16 protein-coding genes and 1 riboswitch are annotated in these 17,218 nt (G+C 35.7%); all 16 genes read right to left on the bottom strand.

Annotation, left to right across the window (positions count from 1 at the left end):
- Positions 1–32: 32 nt before the first annotated feature.
- The 16 genes from E5D58_RS09740 to thrA all read right to left on the bottom strand — a co-directional run bounded on the left by E5D58_RS09740 (position 33) and on the right by thrA (position 17,205).
- Positions 33–221 carry an antibiotic biosynthesis monooxygenase family protein gene (locus E5D58_RS09740; protein ID WP_235835888.1) on the bottom strand — a complete coding sequence of 63 codons (189 nt, stop codon included), beginning with the start codon at positions 219–221 and terminating at the stop codon, positions 33–35.
- A gap of 100 nt (positions 222–321) precedes the next feature.
- Entirely contained in the window at positions 322–1,335 is a 1,014-nt protein-coding gene (locus tag E5D58_RS09735) for a homocysteine S-methyltransferase family protein (RefSeq protein ID WP_136481668.1), read from the bottom strand.
- A gap of 51 nt (positions 1,336–1,386) precedes the next feature.
- Positions 1,387–1,495: riboswitch (SAM riboswitch) on the bottom strand.
- Between the two features lie 79 nt (positions 1,496–1,574).
- Positions 1,575–2,465 carry a cysteine synthase CysM gene (cysM, locus tag E5D58_RS09730; RefSeq protein WP_136481667.1) on the bottom strand — a complete coding sequence of 297 codons (891 nt, stop codon included), beginning with the start codon at positions 2,463–2,465 and terminating at the stop codon, positions 1,575–1,577.
- The gene (gene epsC / locus E5D58_RS09725) at positions 2,449–3,192 is read right to left on the bottom strand and encodes a serine O-acetyltransferase EpsC (RefSeq protein ID WP_136481666.1); all 744 of its coding nucleotides are present in this window, start codon (positions 3,190–3,192) and stop codon (positions 2,449–2,451) included. The genes cysM and epsC overlap by 17 nt, the downstream gene beginning before the upstream one ends.
- Positions 3,193–3,317: 125 nt before the next feature.
- The gene (locus E5D58_RS09720; RefSeq protein ID WP_136481665.1) at positions 3,318–4,373 is read right to left on the bottom strand and encodes an NAD(P)/FAD-dependent oxidoreductase; all 1,056 of its coding nucleotides are present in this window, start codon (positions 4,371–4,373) and stop codon (positions 3,318–3,320) included.
- 1 nt (position 4,374) lies between these two features.
- The gene (locus E5D58_RS09715; protein ID WP_136481664.1) at positions 4,375–4,962 is read right to left on the bottom strand and encodes a precorrin-2 dehydrogenase/sirohydrochlorin ferrochelatase family protein; all 588 of its coding nucleotides are present in this window, start codon (positions 4,960–4,962) and stop codon (positions 4,375–4,377) included.
- Positions 4,963–5,724, bottom strand: coding sequence for a uroporphyrinogen-III C-methyltransferase (gene cobA / locus E5D58_RS09710; RefSeq protein WP_136481663.1), 762 nt, complete (start codon positions 5,722–5,724; stop codon positions 4,963–4,965).
- A gap of 8 nt (positions 5,725–5,732) precedes the next feature.
- Entirely contained in the window at positions 5,733–7,838 is a 2,106-nt protein-coding gene (locus E5D58_RS09705; protein ID WP_136481662.1) for a HEPN domain-containing protein, read from the bottom strand.
- Positions 7,839–7,887: 49 nt separating this feature from the next.
- Complete coding sequence (locus E5D58_RS09700; RefSeq protein ID WP_136481661.1) at positions 7,888–9,135, bottom strand: sulfate adenylyltransferase subunit 1; 1,248 nt, start codon at positions 9,133–9,135, stop codon at positions 7,888–7,890.
- A 130-nt stretch (positions 9,136–9,265) separates the two neighbouring features.
- A complete protein-coding gene (cysD, locus tag E5D58_RS09695; RefSeq protein WP_262710727.1) occupies positions 9,266–10,225 on the bottom strand; it encodes a sulfate adenylyltransferase subunit CysD in 960 nt (319 codons plus the stop codon).
- A gap of 19 nt (positions 10,226–10,244) precedes the next feature.
- The gene (locus E5D58_RS09690) at positions 10,245–10,865 is read right to left on the bottom strand and encodes a phosphoadenosine phosphosulfate reductase domain-containing protein (RefSeq protein WP_136481659.1); all 621 of its coding nucleotides are present in this window, start codon (positions 10,863–10,865) and stop codon (positions 10,245–10,247) included.
- A 13-nt stretch (positions 10,866–10,878) separates the two neighbouring features.
- Positions 10,879–11,136 carry a DUF2061 domain-containing protein gene (locus E5D58_RS09685; RefSeq protein ID WP_136481658.1) on the bottom strand — a complete coding sequence of 86 codons (258 nt, stop codon included), beginning with the start codon at positions 11,134–11,136 and terminating at the stop codon, positions 10,879–10,881.
- 168 nt (positions 11,137–11,304) lie between these two features.
- Positions 11,305–11,718, bottom strand: a complete 414-nt coding sequence (locus E5D58_RS09680; protein WP_136481657.1) for an RrF2 family transcriptional regulator — start codon at positions 11,716–11,718, stop codon at positions 11,305–11,307.
- A gap of 195 nt (positions 11,719–11,913) precedes the next feature.
- The gene (locus E5D58_RS09670; protein ID WP_136481655.1) at positions 11,914–12,531 is read right to left on the bottom strand and encodes a PhzF family phenazine biosynthesis protein; all 618 of its coding nucleotides are present in this window, start codon (positions 12,529–12,531) and stop codon (positions 11,914–11,916) included.
- Between the two features lie 6 nt (positions 12,532–12,537).
- The gene (locus E5D58_RS09665; RefSeq protein WP_136481654.1) at positions 12,538–13,710 is read right to left on the bottom strand and encodes a trans-sulfuration enzyme family protein; all 1,173 of its coding nucleotides are present in this window, start codon (positions 13,708–13,710) and stop codon (positions 12,538–12,540) included.
- 96 nt (positions 13,711–13,806) lie between these two features.
- Entirely contained in the window at positions 13,807–17,205 is a 3,399-nt protein-coding gene (gene thrA, locus E5D58_RS09660; RefSeq protein WP_136481653.1) for a bifunctional aspartate kinase/homoserine dehydrogenase I, read from the bottom strand.
- Positions 17,206–17,218 lie beyond the last annotated feature (13 nt).

Genomic DNA, 17,218 nt, shown 5'->3' with positions numbered 1-17,218 from the left:
GACTTTACTTGGATCTATCAGGTGTAAAACTTTTACTGGTAATATTCAACTACTGGAAAAGGCTCATAGAAATGGTGTAATAACATTTTCCATTCTTGATACTGATCTGATTGTCTGAATCCAATTTCATGGTCTTCAATCGTTTCCCAGTTTATTAGTAATATGTATTTATTGTCTTCCTTGACACATTTTTTTAACTGATGTGAGATGTAACCTTTCATTGATGAAACAATATTCTCAGCCTTTTTTAAAACTGGTTTCAAAATCAGCTGACATTCCTGTTTTAATATTCAAAATGGCCACTTCTAAAATCACGTTGTCTTAATTTAATGCCGAAACTAGTTCTGCATGTGGGCGCGGTTCGTACTTAGCCGCTATATCTGCAATAACCTTAATATGTTCCGGGGATGTACCGCAACAACCACCAATAATATTTATTAAATTTTTCTTTAAATACTCTTCAATTTGCGCTCCCATTTCTTCTGGGGTCTCATCGTACTCACCAAAAGCATTTGGCAAACCAGCATTTGGATGTGCAGAAATAGCAAAATCAGTTTTATTAGCGATAGCCTCTAAATGTGGTTGTAACAAATTTGCTCCCAAAGCACAGTTAAATCCAACCGAAAGCAATGGCACATGTGATACCGAAATTAAAAAGGCTTCTGCTGTTTGTCCAGACAAGGTTCTTCCAGAAGCATCTGTAATCGTACCACTCAACATAATTGGCATTTCAATATTACGCGCTTCTTTTACTTCCTCAATAGCAAACAAGGCCGCTTTGGCATTTAAGGTATCGAACACCGTTTCTACTAACATTAAATCTGCCCCTCCATCTACTAAAGCTTCAACTTGTTGCTTATAAGCAATTCTTAATTCATCAAAGGTTACCGCTCTATACCCTGGATCATTTACATCGGGTGACATACTTGCCGTACGATTAGTAGGCCCTATAGAACCTGCTACAAAGCGAGGTTTATGAGGTTCTTTTGCTGTAAATTCTTCCGCAACTTCTTTGGCTATTTTGGCTGATTGATAATTTAATTCATAAACCAAATCTTCCATTTGGTAGTCTGCCATGGCAATAGTAGTACCTGAAAAGGTATTCGTTTCAATAATATCTGCTCCTGCCTCGAAATACTTACCATGAATGGTTTTAATAGCCTCTGGCTGTGTAATAGACAGCAAGTCATTATTACCTTGTAAAGGCACTGGGTAATCTTTAAAGCGTTCTCCTCTAAAGTCTTCCTCCGTAAATTTATAGGCTTGTAACATGGTCCCCATGGCACCATCTAAAACCAAAATTCGTTCTTTTAAAGCTTGGTGTATGTTAGACATTTTTGATATTATTTTAATGTATAATATCATCAAGAAAAGCAAAAATACTATTCGTTATCTGTCTCCTAAAACTTTGGAGTAGAACGTAGCACCTTCTTTACAAGTTAAAGGGTTGCCAAGGTTTCATTGGGTCTAATCCCTCTACCTTTCTTGATAACACTAATACGTTAATGAACTGGCGAACAAAAATACTAACTATATTCCTTTATTCACACTAATTTTGTAAAAATCGTTAGCTGCTACTCAAACAAAGATGAAGATAAGTACCTATCTCCTCTATCACAAATAATTGCTACAATAACTCCTGCATCAATTTGTTCTGCAATAGTTAAAGCACAAAACACTGAACCACCGCTACTCATACCTGCAAATACCCCTTCTTCCTTAGCTAATTTAATGGTAGTAGCTTTAGCGTCTTCTTCTGAAACGTCTACCACGATATCTACCCGCTTAGGTTCGAAAAACTTTGGCACATATTCTGGCGACCATTTTCTAATCCCAGGAATTCTGGCTCCATCGGCTGGCTGCGCTCCAACAATAGTTACCGTATTATTTTTTTCTTTCAAATATTTAGATGTTCCTGTTATAGTTCCTGTGGTACCCATAGCAGACACAAAATGTGTTATTTTTCCATTGGTGGCTTCCCATATTTCTGGACCGGTTGTTTTGTAATGTGCTTTCCAGTTATCATGATTTTCAAACTGATTTAACAAGGTGTAACCTTTTTCATCCCGTAATTTAAATGCTAAATCACGTGAGCCTTCAATACCAATATCGGCAGGTGTTAAAATAACCTCAGCACCATAGGCCCGCATCGTTTTTACACGTTCTTCAGTTGAATTTTCAGGCATAATTAATACCATTTTCAAGCCCAATAACTTCGCTATAAAAGCCAATGCGATACCAGTATTTCCGCTAGTCGCTTCTACAAGTGTCCCTCCTTTTTTTATATCACCTCGTTTTAAGGCTTCGTTAATCATATTAAAGGCTGGGCGATCTTTAACGCTACCTCCAGGGTTATTCCCTTCCAGCTTTAAAAATAAACGAACCCCTTCTTTTTTAATCAAGTGGGTAGCCTCTACCAAAGGGGTATTCCCTATTTGACCAATAATACTATTCTCGTATGCCATTTTTTTTAGGTCTTATTTTAATTTCTGTTTGGTAAGTTACTAATGAGTTTTGTGGAACCGATTCGGTAATCCAGACATTAGCTCCAATAATACTATTTGCCCCTATTGAGATATCACCGCCTAAAATGGTAGCATTCGCATAAATACAAACACCGTCTTCAATAGTAGGATGACGTTTTGTTTTTGCCAAATTTTTAGCCACTGAAATCCCTCCTAAAGTAACTCCTTGATAAATTTTCACATCCTTACCAATAATGGACGTTTCACCAATTACAATACCCGTACCATGATCTATATAAAACGAATCGCCAATAGTTGCTCCAGGGTGAATGTCGATTCCTGTAATTCCATGAATATACTCACTCATCATTCTAGGTAGAATATATACGTTACGTTTGTAAAGTGCATGACTTAATCTGTAGATAGAAATAGCGTAAAACCCTGGATATGCCAAATAAATCTCCTCTAAACAATGGGATGCAGGGTCATTTTTTTCAAATGCAATGGCATCTAAATCTAATTTTCCTCTAATTTTTGGCAATTCATTTTTAAAGTCTTCCCAAATAGCTTCTCCATTTTCAATATCCAACTTAGATAAGATTTTCAAAAAGGTCTTTTCTAGATATTTTCCATGCTCCTCTTCTTGTTCACAATCGAACAGGGAGTAAAACAATCGTTTGGTAAACGTCTTTACAGTATCTTTTAAGCAAACATTATAGCTTTTCATCAGTGAAAAATTCTTTTTATGGAAGGATAAAAATAAAACTAATACCCAAATAATCTTATTTTAAATAATAAATCCCGCGGTTTTATTTAAAACTCGCGGGATATCATTTTATGATAAAGGCCAAATTAATTTATCGCCTGAACAACCGCTTTTGGCGCCTCTTTTCTGGTACCATCGAAACCATTTACTCCAGAGACCGTCGTGTACTTTAATACAAATTTCTTACCTGGATTAATAATTTTATAGGCCGCCTGACACATGATGGTAGCTTCATGAAAACCACAAAGTATTAGTTTTAATTTTCCAGGGTAGTAATTACCATCACCAATAGCAAATATACCTGGAATATTCGTTTGATAATCTAATGCATTGTTAACTTTTATGGCATTTTTTTCGATTTCTAAGCCCCAATTTGCAATAGGGCCTAATTTAGGAGAGAGTCCAAATAAGGGTATAAAATGATCTGCTTCCAAAGTAATAGGATCCTCTCCCTGTTTCGTAATTTCAATAGATTCAACCTTACCATCTCCTAATATATCGGTTACTTCGGCTGGTGTAATAAGATTAATACGTCCTTCATTCTTTAACTCTTGAACTTTTTCAACAGAATCTAAATGCCCTCTAAACTCATTACGCCTGTGTACCAAGCTTACACTTTTTGCCACATCTGCTAAAAAAATACTCCAATCGAGAGCAGAATCTCCTCCTCCAGCAATAACAACCTTTTTATCACGGTAAAACTCAGGTTCTTTTATAATGTATTCAACACCTTTGTCTTCATACTTAGCAAGGTTTTCAAGTTGAGGCTTTCTAGGTTCAAAACTTCCTAAACCACTAGCAATTGCAACTACCGGCGCTTGATGTTTGGTCCCTTTATTTGTAGTAACTATAAAGGTACCATCTTCTTGTTTTTCAACGGTATCAGCACGCTCCCCCAAGGTAAATCCAGGTTCAAACTGTTTACCTTGTTCTAACAAGTTTCTTGTTAAATCTCCTGCTAAAATTTCTGGAAACCCCGGGATATCATAAATAGGTTTTTTTGGATACAATTCTGAACATTGCCCTCCTGGTTGCGGTAAGGCATCTATTAAATGACATTTTAATTTTAATAATCCTGCTTCGAAAACAGTAAATAAACCTGTTGGCCCCGCACCAATGATAAGTATATCGGTCTTAATCATTTTATGACTCTCTTTTTTGTATTAATCCTTTGGTAAATTCGTTTAGTGTCTCCACTTTTTCTTCGAAATCACCTTTTATTGTTTTTCTATATTCGTTTAAGTTTTTTACTAAATCATCTATATTTTCAGGAATTACTTCCTCAAAAAATTGTCTTAGACGCTTAGCTGTTGTTGGCGACTTTCCATTTGTTGAAATAGCCACCTTTACATTGCCTTTGGTAACAATACCTCCCATATAAAAATCGCAATACGGTGGGTTATCTGCTACATTAACCAAAATGCTTCGTTTTCTACAATGTTTATGTACCTTCATATTCACTTCAGGAACATCGGTGGTTGCAACCACTATATGCTTTCCTTTTAAATACTTTTTCTTATAGGTATCTTCAATTAAGGTAACATCTCCTTTTTTTGCTAAAGATACTGTTCCTTCTCTAAACATAGGCGATACCATAGTTACGGAAGCATCTGGACTAGACTTTAATAAGAACGTTAGTTTTTCTTCAGCCACAAAACCACCACCCACTATCAATATATTTAAGCTTCTGGCCTTTAAAAAAATAGGATATAAATTATTTCTTTCTTTCATTTAATCCTCTACAACTTTACTATATATGGAATCCAACTCCGCTCTTTGCTTAACAACTTCTCCTATAACGATAATTGCAGGAGCCGACAGTTGTTTTTCATTTACTATTTGTTGAATATTTCTAATATACCCTATCCCCACATTTTCATTATCTCTAGTACCATTTTGAATGACAGCCACTGGGGTATTTCTCTTGTTTTCGGCATAAAACACTTTAACAATTTCATGTAATTTATGCATCCCCATAAGGATTACTATAGTAGCTGATGATTTTGCTGCTAGAGCCACATCGCTTGACAAGGCATGATCCTTAGTTGTTGCCGTAACCACCCAAAAACTTTCTGATGCACCACGCTTTGTTAAAGGAATACCTTGATATGCAGGCACCGCTAGTGCTGATGAAATACCAGGCACCATATAAGTTTCTAGACCAAATGGTTTTACATAATCAATCTCTTCTGAACCACGACCAAAAATGAACGGATCACCTCCTTTTAAACGTACAACATGTCCTCTTTCTTTGGCTTTAGAAACGATGAGTTCATTTATTTGCTCTTGTTGGAATGCATAACACCCCTTACGCTTCCCTACAAAAATAAGCTCAGCATCCTCTGAAGCATATTTCAATAAAGATTCGTTGATTAGGGCATCATAAAGAACAACATCTGCCGATTCAATGGACTTAATAGCTTTAAGCGTTATTAAGTCTTCATCTCCAGGACCTGCACCTACTACCGTTAATTTTGGGGTTTTATGACTCATCGCACTTTTTAAACTGCCTTTTTCTCTAATTGCGTTTGAGCCTCTCTATATGCCCTTACCTTATCTAAAAACTGGTTTGCATCTTCAATATATTTAGAAGCAAAGTCTTTAGTCGGCGCAAATTTATTGATTTGATATATTAAATCAGAGAAAGACACACCTAAATCAAGTTTTCCACTAGCAACAAATAATTCATCAAACTGAGAAATAATGCCAGCATGTGTATTTGTCTTTTTATTCTCAGCCAATAATAAAGCTTTTGCTGAATTCACTAATGACTGATAAGCTAGGTAAATGGCCCCTGAATAAACTTTATCATCGAAAGAGGTTTTAGCATTTTCTATTTTCTCTTCACTTTCAAAGAATAAGGTTGCAATTAAATCTATTACTACACCCGCACATTCTCCAATTCCAATCTCCTTAACATACTTCTCTTCTTCGCCCCAATCAATAAAATCTTCCTGGGTTAGATTTGTAGCATCTTGTAAATCGTTCAAGAAATCGTAGAAATACTTCTCGCCTTTTTCTTGGTAATACGTTACAAATGGTTTGCCGTTAGCATTCGCCTCAAAATCGTTTAAGATTCTTCGCAATGCTTCTGGTCCTCTTCTACTTGGCACTTTTACTACTTTATCAGCAAAGGTTGCGTTTCCATCACCTTGATTACCTCCACCAAGTAACACCTGTAAGGCTGGTGCTACTAATTTATCTGGGGTACGTACAGTCATTCCCTGGAAACCAATATTTGCCATATTGTGTTGCCCACAAGCATTCATACAACCACTAATCTTAATAACCAGATCTTCGTTTTTTAAATACTGAGGATATTCTGCCTTAATTACACGCTCTAACTCCTCTGCAATCCCTGTACTACTGGCAATCCCTAAGTTACAGGTATCTGTACCAGGACATGCCGTGATATCTACAGCTTTATTGTAGCCTGCTTCTACAAAACCTAACTTTTCTAATTCCTTGTAAAGGAAAGGTACTAATTCCCGCTTTACAAATGGAATCACAATATTTTGACGCAATGTTAAACGTACTTCACCTGCGGCATATTTATCAACTAAATCTGCTAACAAACGTGCTTTATCTGTATAAAAATCTCCTAATAACACTTTAATTCCAATAGCCACATACCCCTCTTGTTTTTGAGGAATTAAGTTAGTTGATTTCCAAGTTTCAAAAGCTTGTTGATCTTTAATTTCAACCGCTGGAATTTCAGCAAGTTTCACTGGTTGAGATGGTTGATAGGCATCAGCATCGATAGCTACACTTTTAAACTCAATGGCGTTTTGCTCTTGCTCAATTAACTCTCTAAAGGCCTCTAAACCGATGTCCTTTAACAAAAATTTCATTCTTGCTTTAGCTCGGCTTTTACGCTCGCCATAACGGTCGAAAACTCTTAAAACGCCTTCCATGATAGGAATGATCTTATCTGTTTCAACAAAATCAAACAATACGTCTGCATGACGAGGTTGCGAACCAAGGCCTCCGCCTACCATCACCTTAAATCCACGAACACCATCTTTTACCTTAGCAATGTACCCAATGTCATGTAAATAAGATAATCCTGTATCCTCATCTGTTGACGAAAACGACACTTTAAATTTACGCCCCATTTCTTGACAAATCGGGTTTCGTAAAAAGAATTTGTACAAAGCATCTGCATAAGGCGATACATCAAAAGGTTCGTCCACATCAATTCCTGCAGTTTCGCTTGCCGTTACATTTCTTACCACATTACCACAAGCTTCGCGAAGTGTTACATCATCACGTTCTAACTCAGCCCAAAGCTCTGGTGTTCTGTTTAAATCTACGTAGTGAATTTGAATATCTTGACGAGTTGTAATATGTAAACGCCCTCTTGAATACTCATCTGACACCTCAGAAATTCTTCGTAATTGATTACTCTTAAGCTTACCGTAAGGTATTTTAATACGAATCATTTGAACGCCTTCTTGACGCTGACCGTAAACCCCACGTGCTAAACGAAGACTTCTAAACTTTTCTTCATCTATCTTTCCATTATGAAAAAGCTCAATCTTGTTAGCTAATTCAATAATATCCTTTTCAACTACTGGATTTTCTATTTCTGTTCTAAAACTTTGCATGACATACCTGACCTTTTCTTTATTTAGAAAAGAATTTTTAAATTATTTATTACTGTATAAAACCTGCTCCTACAGTATTATTATTTTGAGAATCAATTAAAATAAACGACCCATTTGTTCTATGGTTTTTAAACTGATCGTAAAAAATTGGTTTATTTAATTTGAATGTTACTGAAGCAATATCGTTAACGTTCAATCCTGTAACATCTTTCTCAATTCCTGAATAATCAGGATTTATTTTATGGTTAATTCTATCAACTTTAGCTAACACTTTATTAACCCCATGTTGCACTACATATTTTGTTCCTGGGGTTAATTGCGTTGCATCCATCCAACATACATTGGCTGTAAATTGCTTGTCAATTTTTGGTAAATCGCCTTCTTTAACAATCATATCACCACGACTCACATTAATATCATTTTCTAATGTGATTGTTACTGACGACCGTCTTGAAGCCGTTTCAAACTTCTCATCATAGAAATAAATATCTTTTATCTTCGATCTCGTTTTTGATGGCAATACGATAATATCATCACCTACACTTAAATTACCCCCATAAACTTTACCAGCATATCCTCTAAAATCGTGAAAATCTTCCGTTTTCGGGCGAATAACGTACTGCACAGGGAAACGTGGTGTCCCAACATTGAAAATATCTGCCTTATCAATAGCTTCTAAATGTTCTAATAATGCTTCTCCTTCATACCAAGGCATTTTGTCTGATCTATTAACAACATTATCACCTTTTAAAGCACTTACAGGGATGAATGTAATTTTCTGATCTTGGTAATCTCTTTTACTCATTAACTCTTCAAAGTCGGCTTTAATCTTATTATAAACCTCTTCTGAATAGTCAACCAAGTCCATTTTATTAATCGCAACCACAACATCTTTAATCCTTAATAAATTATTGATGAAAAAATGACGATTTGTTTGCTCAATCACCCCTTTTCTAGCATCGATTAAGATGATAGATGCTTGAGATGTTGAAGCCCCTGTTACCATATTACGGGTGTATTCTACGTGACCTGGCGTATCTGCGATGATATAACTTTTCTTCTTTGTTGAAAAATAGATATGTGCCACATCTATGGTGATACCTTGCTCTCTTTCTGCAACCAAACCATCCGTGGCTAATGAAAAATCTAGATAATCATACCCACGTTGCTTACTTGTTTTTTCAATGGCCTCTAACTTATCTGTAGTTAATGATTTTGTATCATAAAGAATACGTCCAATTAAGGTGCTTTTACCATCATCTACACTTCCTGCTGTTGCTATTTTTAATACTTCCATTTTTTATTAGCTGTTGGCTGTTGGCTTTTTAGTTGTTGACTAATTACCTCAACCTATTTTTAAATTCTTTTTTAGTCTGCTTAATGGCTTAATTGCCTAAAGCTAAAGGCAAAATTTTCTAAAGAAAATTTTAAAAATACCCTTGTTGTTTACGTTTTTCCATGGCTGCTTCAGAGCGCTTATCATCTATACGCGCACCTCTTTCCGAAATTGTAGAATCTCTAATTTCTTCTACTACTTTAGATATCGTTGAAGCTTCAGATAACACAGCTGCCGTACAACTCATATCACCTACCGTTCTAAAACGCACCATTTCTTCAATTACTTCTTCTTCTTCATCTCTGTAAACCACCTCATCTTCAGCAGACCAAATCATACCATCTCTTAGAAATACTTTACGTTTATGTGCAAAATAAATAGATGGGATTTCAATATTCTCTTTTTCTATGTAAGACCAAACATCTAACTCAGTCCAATTAGAAATAGGAAATACACGAACGTTTTGCCCTAATTCTATTTCACCATTTAACATATCGAACAACTCAGGACGTTGGTTTTTTTCATCCCATTGTCCAAAATCATCGCGCACAGAGAAAATACGTTCTTTAGCTCTGGCTTTTTCTTCATCACGACGTGCACCACCAATACAAGCATCGAATTTAAATTCTTCAATAGCATCTAAAAGTGTAGTTGTTTGTAATTGGTTTCTACTAGCATATCTACCTGACTCCTCCTTTACTTTTCCTTGATCGATAGAATCTTGTACATTTCTTACAATTAAATCTAAACCAAGCTCCTTTACTAACCGATCTCTAAACTCAATCGTTTCAGGGAAATTATGTCCCGTATCAATATGCATTAAAGGAAACGGTACTTTTGCAGGGTAAAATGCTTTAACAGCTAACCTAACTAAAGTAATTGAATCCTTTCCTCCTGAAAATAACAACACTGGTTTTTCAAACTGTGCTGCTACTTCTCTCATAATATATATCGCTTCGTTTTCTAATGAATTGATATGTGATGTGTCTTTATTCATAATTGTTTCTTGTTGATTGTTGGTTAATGGTTGTGGCTCCTTGCACCCAACAATTTATCTTTAATTTAATATGTTAAGCGTGTAATCCACACTCTCTATTGGCCAATGCTTTTGTTGGATCAAAGTATTTGAACTCATTTGGTAGCTTGTTTTCTTCTAAATACCTATCTAATTTCTCATCATTCCAAAAGTAGAAAGGGCTCACTTTTAAAACACCTTCTTTACTTAAACTAAAAATGCCAATGCTATTTCTAAAAGCTGTTTGCCCTTGACGTAAGTTAGTAAACCACACATTTGGTTTATGTTCATCCATTGCTCTTTTAAAAGGCTCCAACTTTACTTGCTCAGTAAACAAAGCATGTTTTGGATCATCAACAGAAGGAATACCCATAACAACATCTCTATGCGAAGAGGTTTGCTTTGGCACATATAAAAAGACATTCAAGTTTAAATCTTTAATAACCTGCTCTGCATGTTTATATGTTTGAGGCGTATTATATCCTGTATCGCACCAAACAACAGATATTTTAGGTTCTACTAAACTTACGGCATGAAGAATTGCTGCTTCATATGGTCTAAAATTAGTAGTCACCACGGCATTGTTATTCAACTCAAATGCTTTCTTTATGATGTCTGCAGGAGAAGCATCTTTATATGCTTCGTTCAATTCTTTTATTTGATCTTCTGTAATCATAGTTTCCTTCTATTTATTTCCCCCATTTAATAACATTCCATGCGCGTTCATGAAAAAAGTATAAAATTAATTTAGTTATAAAATCTACAGAAGCAATGGAAGCTGCAAGAGAAATTTCTCCAGTCAAAACATAAGAAACCACTAATGTATCTAAAGTCCCTACAACCCTCCAGCTTAATGCCTTGGCAACACTTCTAATTGGTTTCTCTCCGGCACTATCCTCCTTATAAGTAGATTTCTGTTTGCTTTTTAATAACATCTGCGCAATCATTTGTCGTTGTTTTATATTAATCCTATCAATTTAGTAGGGATTACAAAAGTAATACTTTTTTTGGCACTACAAACTTTGTTCTTTATTTTTTTTGATAATGAATTTTTTTGACGGAATTTTGAAGAAAACTTACATCCAATTGAAGAAAACTTGATAAATTATCAAAATTTACACTTCCGATAAATCAGCTAAAGTAGTATTTCTAAAGACCTTAAGTGTATTATCCCTTACCTGAATCATGAGTTTATTGACACTGCACTTATCTTCGTCTGGACAGTCATCGCACTTTTCATAAAAGTTCAGACTAACACATGGCACCATGGCAATTGGACCTTCAAGAACACGCATTACATCTGTCATTTTTATTTCAGATGGCTCACTTCGCAGATAATATCCCCCATGTTTTCCTTTTTTAGAACTTAGAATACCTGATTTTCTGAGTGTAAGTAAAATACTTTCTAAAAATTTCTGTGGTATTTGTTCACTTTTAGCGATTTCACTAACCTGCACAGGGTTGTCGGCCTCGCTTCTTGCAATGTAGGTCAGTGCTTTTAACCCATATTTAGTTTTTTTGGATAGCATATCGCTAATATAGATAAATTATTAATCCCAATGGATAATCAATTCGCTCATAATTACACAAGAACCCCTTAACAAAACTCTTTTGTTAACCGTTACTTCACACACAACAATCCCGCCTCGTTTGGATGCTTGATAACCAGTAATTTTGGTTTTAGACAAGGCTTTAGCCCAGTAGTTGGCTAAATAACAATGCGCCTAACCTGTTACGGGATCCTCATTAATCCCTAAAGCAGGAGCAAAAAAACGAGATATAAAGTGGTAAGAATTGTTGTTCGATTTCGCTGTAACAATAAACTTCTTATATGAGTGTTCTAACAATTTACTAAAGTTAGGTTCTAAGTCCTTTACTTGCGTTTCATCCTCGAACCGGACTAAACACCAGTCGCCATTCTCAAATACTTCTAAAGGTGTTGCGCCTAATGCTTCATTAAGTAAGACATCACCATCCAAAACAGCAGATAAATCCCCTAATGGGAAATTCATCTCAAAATATTCCTCCACCTTCTTCACAGCAAGCACACCGCTTTTGGTATTAAAATTTAAAACCTCTTCTTCAACATGATATATATCAAATAAGACCTTGGCGGTTGCCAAGGTAGCATGCCCACACAAATCCACCTCTACTTCCGGTGTAAACCACTTCAGGTGGTATACGTTATCCTCTTTGTAAACAAAAGCCGTTTCAGAAAGATTCATTTCTTGAGCTATGGCTAAACACTTGCCATCGGGAAGGGATTTATCTAATACACAAACTGCTGCCGGGTTTCCCTCAAATGGTCTATCTGTAAACGAATCTACCGTAAATAATCTCATCTATAATTACTTTAAAGCCTGCTTAAAATCGGCTATAATATCATCAATATGCTCTAAACCAAGAGAACAGCGAACCATACCATCGGTTATCCCTGCAGCAGCCTTCACCTCATCTTCAACCTTAGCATGTGTGGTACTAGCAGGATGTGTTACAATGGTTCTTGTATCCCCCAGGTTAGCAGAAAGTGAGCACATTTTAATACTATCGAAAAATGCCCGACCGCCTTCTACACCTCCTTTAACTTCAAAGGCTACAATATTACCCCCTAATTTCATTTGCTTTTTAGCAATATCGTATTTGGGGTGCGATTTCAAAAATGGGTATTTTACCCAATTTACCTTAGGATGTGCTTCTAAATATTCTGCAAGTTTTAATGCATTTTCACAATGCCTATCCGTTCTTATTGCTAGAGTCTCTAACGATTTTGATAACACCCAAGCGTTAAAAGGACTCATTGCGGGTCCCGTAAGTCTTGAAAATAGATAAATTTCACGAATCAACTCTTTACGCCCCACAGTAACACCTCCAAGCACCCGACCTTGACCGTCCATTAACTTAGTGGCCGAATGAATTACCAAGTCAGCACCATGCTTAATTGGATTTTGTAAATAAGGCGTTGCAAAACAGTTATCAATCACCAATAGCAAATTGTGCTTTTTACATACCGCACTTAAATAATCTAAATCTAATACATCAACACCTGGATTGGTAGGTGTTTCTGCATAAATAAATTTCGTGTTTGACTGTATTAAGTCTTCTATAGTTTCAACTTCATTAACATTGAAATAAGAACATTCAATATTCCATTTTGGAAAATATTTGGTAAACAGTCCATGTGTTGCGCCAAAAACGGAACTACATGATACCACATGATCTCCAGCGTCTAATAAGGTTGCAAACGTAGAAAATACTGCTGCCATACCACTTGCAAAAGCAAAGCCAGCCTCAGCACCTTCCATTAAACAAACTTTATCTACAAATTCGTTAACATTAGGATTGCTATAACGGCTGTATAAATCGCGTTGTTTTTCTTCAGCAAACGACGCTCTCATTTCCTCTGCATCATCAAATACAAATCCAGAGGTTAAATACAATGGAACCGAATGCTCTGAAAACTGCGTTGTTTCCGTTTGAGTTCGTATAGCCTGTGTTTCAAATTGTTGTTTATCCTTTCTCATTTTTTATTTAGTAGACCTGTACGACTTAGAAAAATTGACAGGTCTACAATCTTTTTTATCTGCAAAACCTTTGATACTTTGCAGAAATATTACGATTTAATTTATATGCTTTGAAAGCCTTAAAATGTCTCCAAAAACACCTCTTGCAGTTACTTCTGCTCCTGCTCCAGCTCCCTGAATAACAATAGGCTGTTCTCCATAAGACTCTGTAAATATTTCAAAAATAGCGTCTGACCCTTTTACATGCCCTAAGGTACTATCTTCTGGAATAGACACGAGCTTAACTTCTAAATTTCCTTTATCTTGTGATAAATCACCAGACAAATCACCTACATAACGTAATACATGATTTGGTTCTTGGTTGTTTTTAACCGTTTCAAATTCTTCATCTAAAACACTGAGCTGTCCTAAAAACTCCTGTACCGAAATATCCTGATAAGCTTTAGGGATTAAATTTTGCACTTTAACATCATCAAACTCGTTTAGCAAATCTAATTCTCTTGCCAAAATTAACAACTTTCTAGCAACATCGTTTCCTGAAAAATCTTCTCTTGGATCTGGTTCTGTAAACCCTTTATCAATGGTTTCTTGCACAATAGCACTAAAAGGCTTGTCCTGGACAGAAAAATTATTAAATAAATAGCTTAAAGTACCTGAAAAAACACCACGTATTCTAGTAATATTTTCACCAGATTCATGCAGCAATTTAATAGTATCTATTAAAGGTAATCCAGCACCTACAGTGGTTTCATATAAGTATTGCTTATTATTTTCTTTTAACTTTACCCTTAAGTCTTTATAAAACTTATGAGATACCGTATTCGCAACTTTGTTTGACGATACTAAATCGAAACCAGCTCCTACTAAAGGCACATAGTTTTTATAAAACACAGAACTTGCTGTATTATCTACCGCAATTAAATTTTCAAGGTGATGTGCTTTTGCAAACGCAATAATTGCTTCAAACGAACTTTCTTGATAGGTTTCTTTTATGGCTTTTTTCCAATTAGCATCTACGCCATCTTTATTTAAAAGAAGTTTTGTAGAATTCGCAATAGCAAATACATTTAAATTAATAACTTTTCGTTGTTCAATATCATCCTTCGATTTTAAAATTTGATTGATAAGCGCACCTCCGACACCTCCATGTCCAAAAATAGCAATGTTTATCTTTTTTGAAATTCCAAAAACCTCACCATGAATTACGTTCACCGCTTTATGCAACTGATCCTTTTTAACTACCAAACTCACATTCTTACCAGTTACTGTATTATTGAAAAGCAACGGTGTAATTTGGTTTTTAATTAATGCATTGAAAGGCTTATGGAATGAACTTAACTCAATTCCCACTATGGATATTACAGAAACATCATCTACCACATCAATTTTATTGACATCTTGTGAGTAGAAATCGCTTTCAAATTCTCGTTCTAAAGCAATTACAGCCTGAGTGGCATCTTCAGCATCAATAATTAAACCTATACCACGTTCTGATGACCCTTGAGATACTATACTCACACTTATACCATGCCTACTCAATGCGCCAAATATTCTGGCATCCACACCAATCTTCCCTAACAAACCTCGGCCTTCCAAGTTTAATAACGCGACATTTTCTAATACAGATAATGAGGTTACTTCTTTCGTACTCGGCCTTGCTGTAATTAAAGTGCCTTCATCTTCTGCATTAAAAGTATTTAAAATACGAAGACTAATGTTCTTCTCTACTAAAGGTATTATCGTTTTTGCATGTAACACAGACGTCCCAAAATTAGCTAACTCATTGGCTTCGCTAAAGGACAATTCTCTAATTTGCTTTGCATCGGGTACTAAACTTGGATCTGCTGTATAAATACCACTAACATGGGTGTAATTTTGTAACTCCTCGGCATCTAAAAAGTTGGCTAATAAGGCGGCCGTGTAGTTACTTCCGTTTCTACCTAAAGTTGTTGTTTCATTCTTTAAGTTAGAAGCAATAAACCCTGTTATAATGTTAACCTCATTCTTATGTGTTTTAAAATAAGCCTGCGTATTTTCTTTAGAAAGTTTTGACAGCGGTTGTGCATTCCCGAAAGCTTCATCGGTTTTAATGAGTTCCCGAGAATCAGTAGCATTAGCCTTAACACCACGCTCATTCAGAATAGCTGTTATTAGCCTTACAGATAGCAATTCGCCTTGCGCTAGAATACTATCCTTCGTTTTTTTACTGTAATCACGCAACAGACTAACTCCTTCAAATAACTTATCTAAAACGGCAAACTCCGCTGAAAAATCAACTGTTTTTAATGGTGCTGCTTGGTAAACCTTAAAAGCGTCCAATTCTTCTTGATACGATTCGCCTTTTAGGGCTTTGCTTAAAATGGTTTCTAAATCGTCTGTTGCCGATCCTCTAGCGGATACCACAACACTGATTCGGTCACCCAATTTTACTTTATTTTCAATAATTGAAAGTACGGTATCTAAACCTTTTCCATTGGCCAAAGATTTACCTCCAAATTTTAATATTTTCATAGGTTTTCTTTTAGAATGTGGCACAAAAATGCCTTCTACAATTTCTTCTAATTGTTCATACTCCATTAAAAAGGCGTCATGTCCATGTACCGAATGAATTTCATTATAAGTAACGTTAGGATGTGTTAATGCTAATTGCTTTTGCGTTTCTCTATTTTCTTCTGCCGTAAAAAACAAATCGGAGTCTACTCCAACAATATGAATATTAGCCTCAATATTTTCTAAGACATTAAAGTTATTATCGCGGCCCTTTGTGACATCAATTGTTTTTAATAATTGATTCATCAGCTTATATGCAGATAGCTGAAAGCGTTCTTGTAGTTTTTTACCATGGTGTAGTAACCAACTCTCCACATTAAAAATCTCCAGATCTTCATTTTTAGTGCGATGAAAACGCTCTTTAAACGACTCCGGTGTCCTGTAGCATAACATAGCATGCATTCTAGCATCGTGCACCGGATTTTTAGAATTTATTAAAAACTGCTCCTGAATTTGGCAATTGGCAATCAACCAATCGGTAGATTTCCAATCGGTAGCTACGACCACCAAATGTTCAGCCAAATCTGGTTTTAACACCGCCATTTCCCATGCAATACCACCTCCTAAAGAACCTCCAACAACAGCAAACAATTTTCCTGTATTTAATTCTGTTAGCCCTTTCAAGAAAATTTTCGCAATATCTCTAGCAACAAAATCTTTATAGTTATCTATTACAAATCCATCAAAACCATTTCCAGGAATATTAAAGGACAATACCGTATAAAGCTTTGTATCAATAACTTTTTCATCGCCTATTAAATCTTGCCACCAACCATCATCACCTGCCACATTACTATTACCAGTAAGGGCATGGTTAATAAGTACAATTGGAGCATCCCCTAAAGATCTTCCAAAAACCTGATAACTTAACTGTATTTTGGAGACTTTCACATCACTTTCGGTAATAAAATCTTTAAAAACAATATGTTGCAAAGGATGCTTCAATGTTATGTAGTCT

This window comes from Cognatitamlana onchidii, from assembly GCF_004804355.1.
Taxonomy (GTDB): Bacteria; Bacteroidota; Bacteroidia; order Flavobacteriales; family Flavobacteriaceae; genus Cognatitamlana; species Cognatitamlana onchidii.
This window is presented reverse-complemented; position numbering and strand designations above follow the sequence as displayed.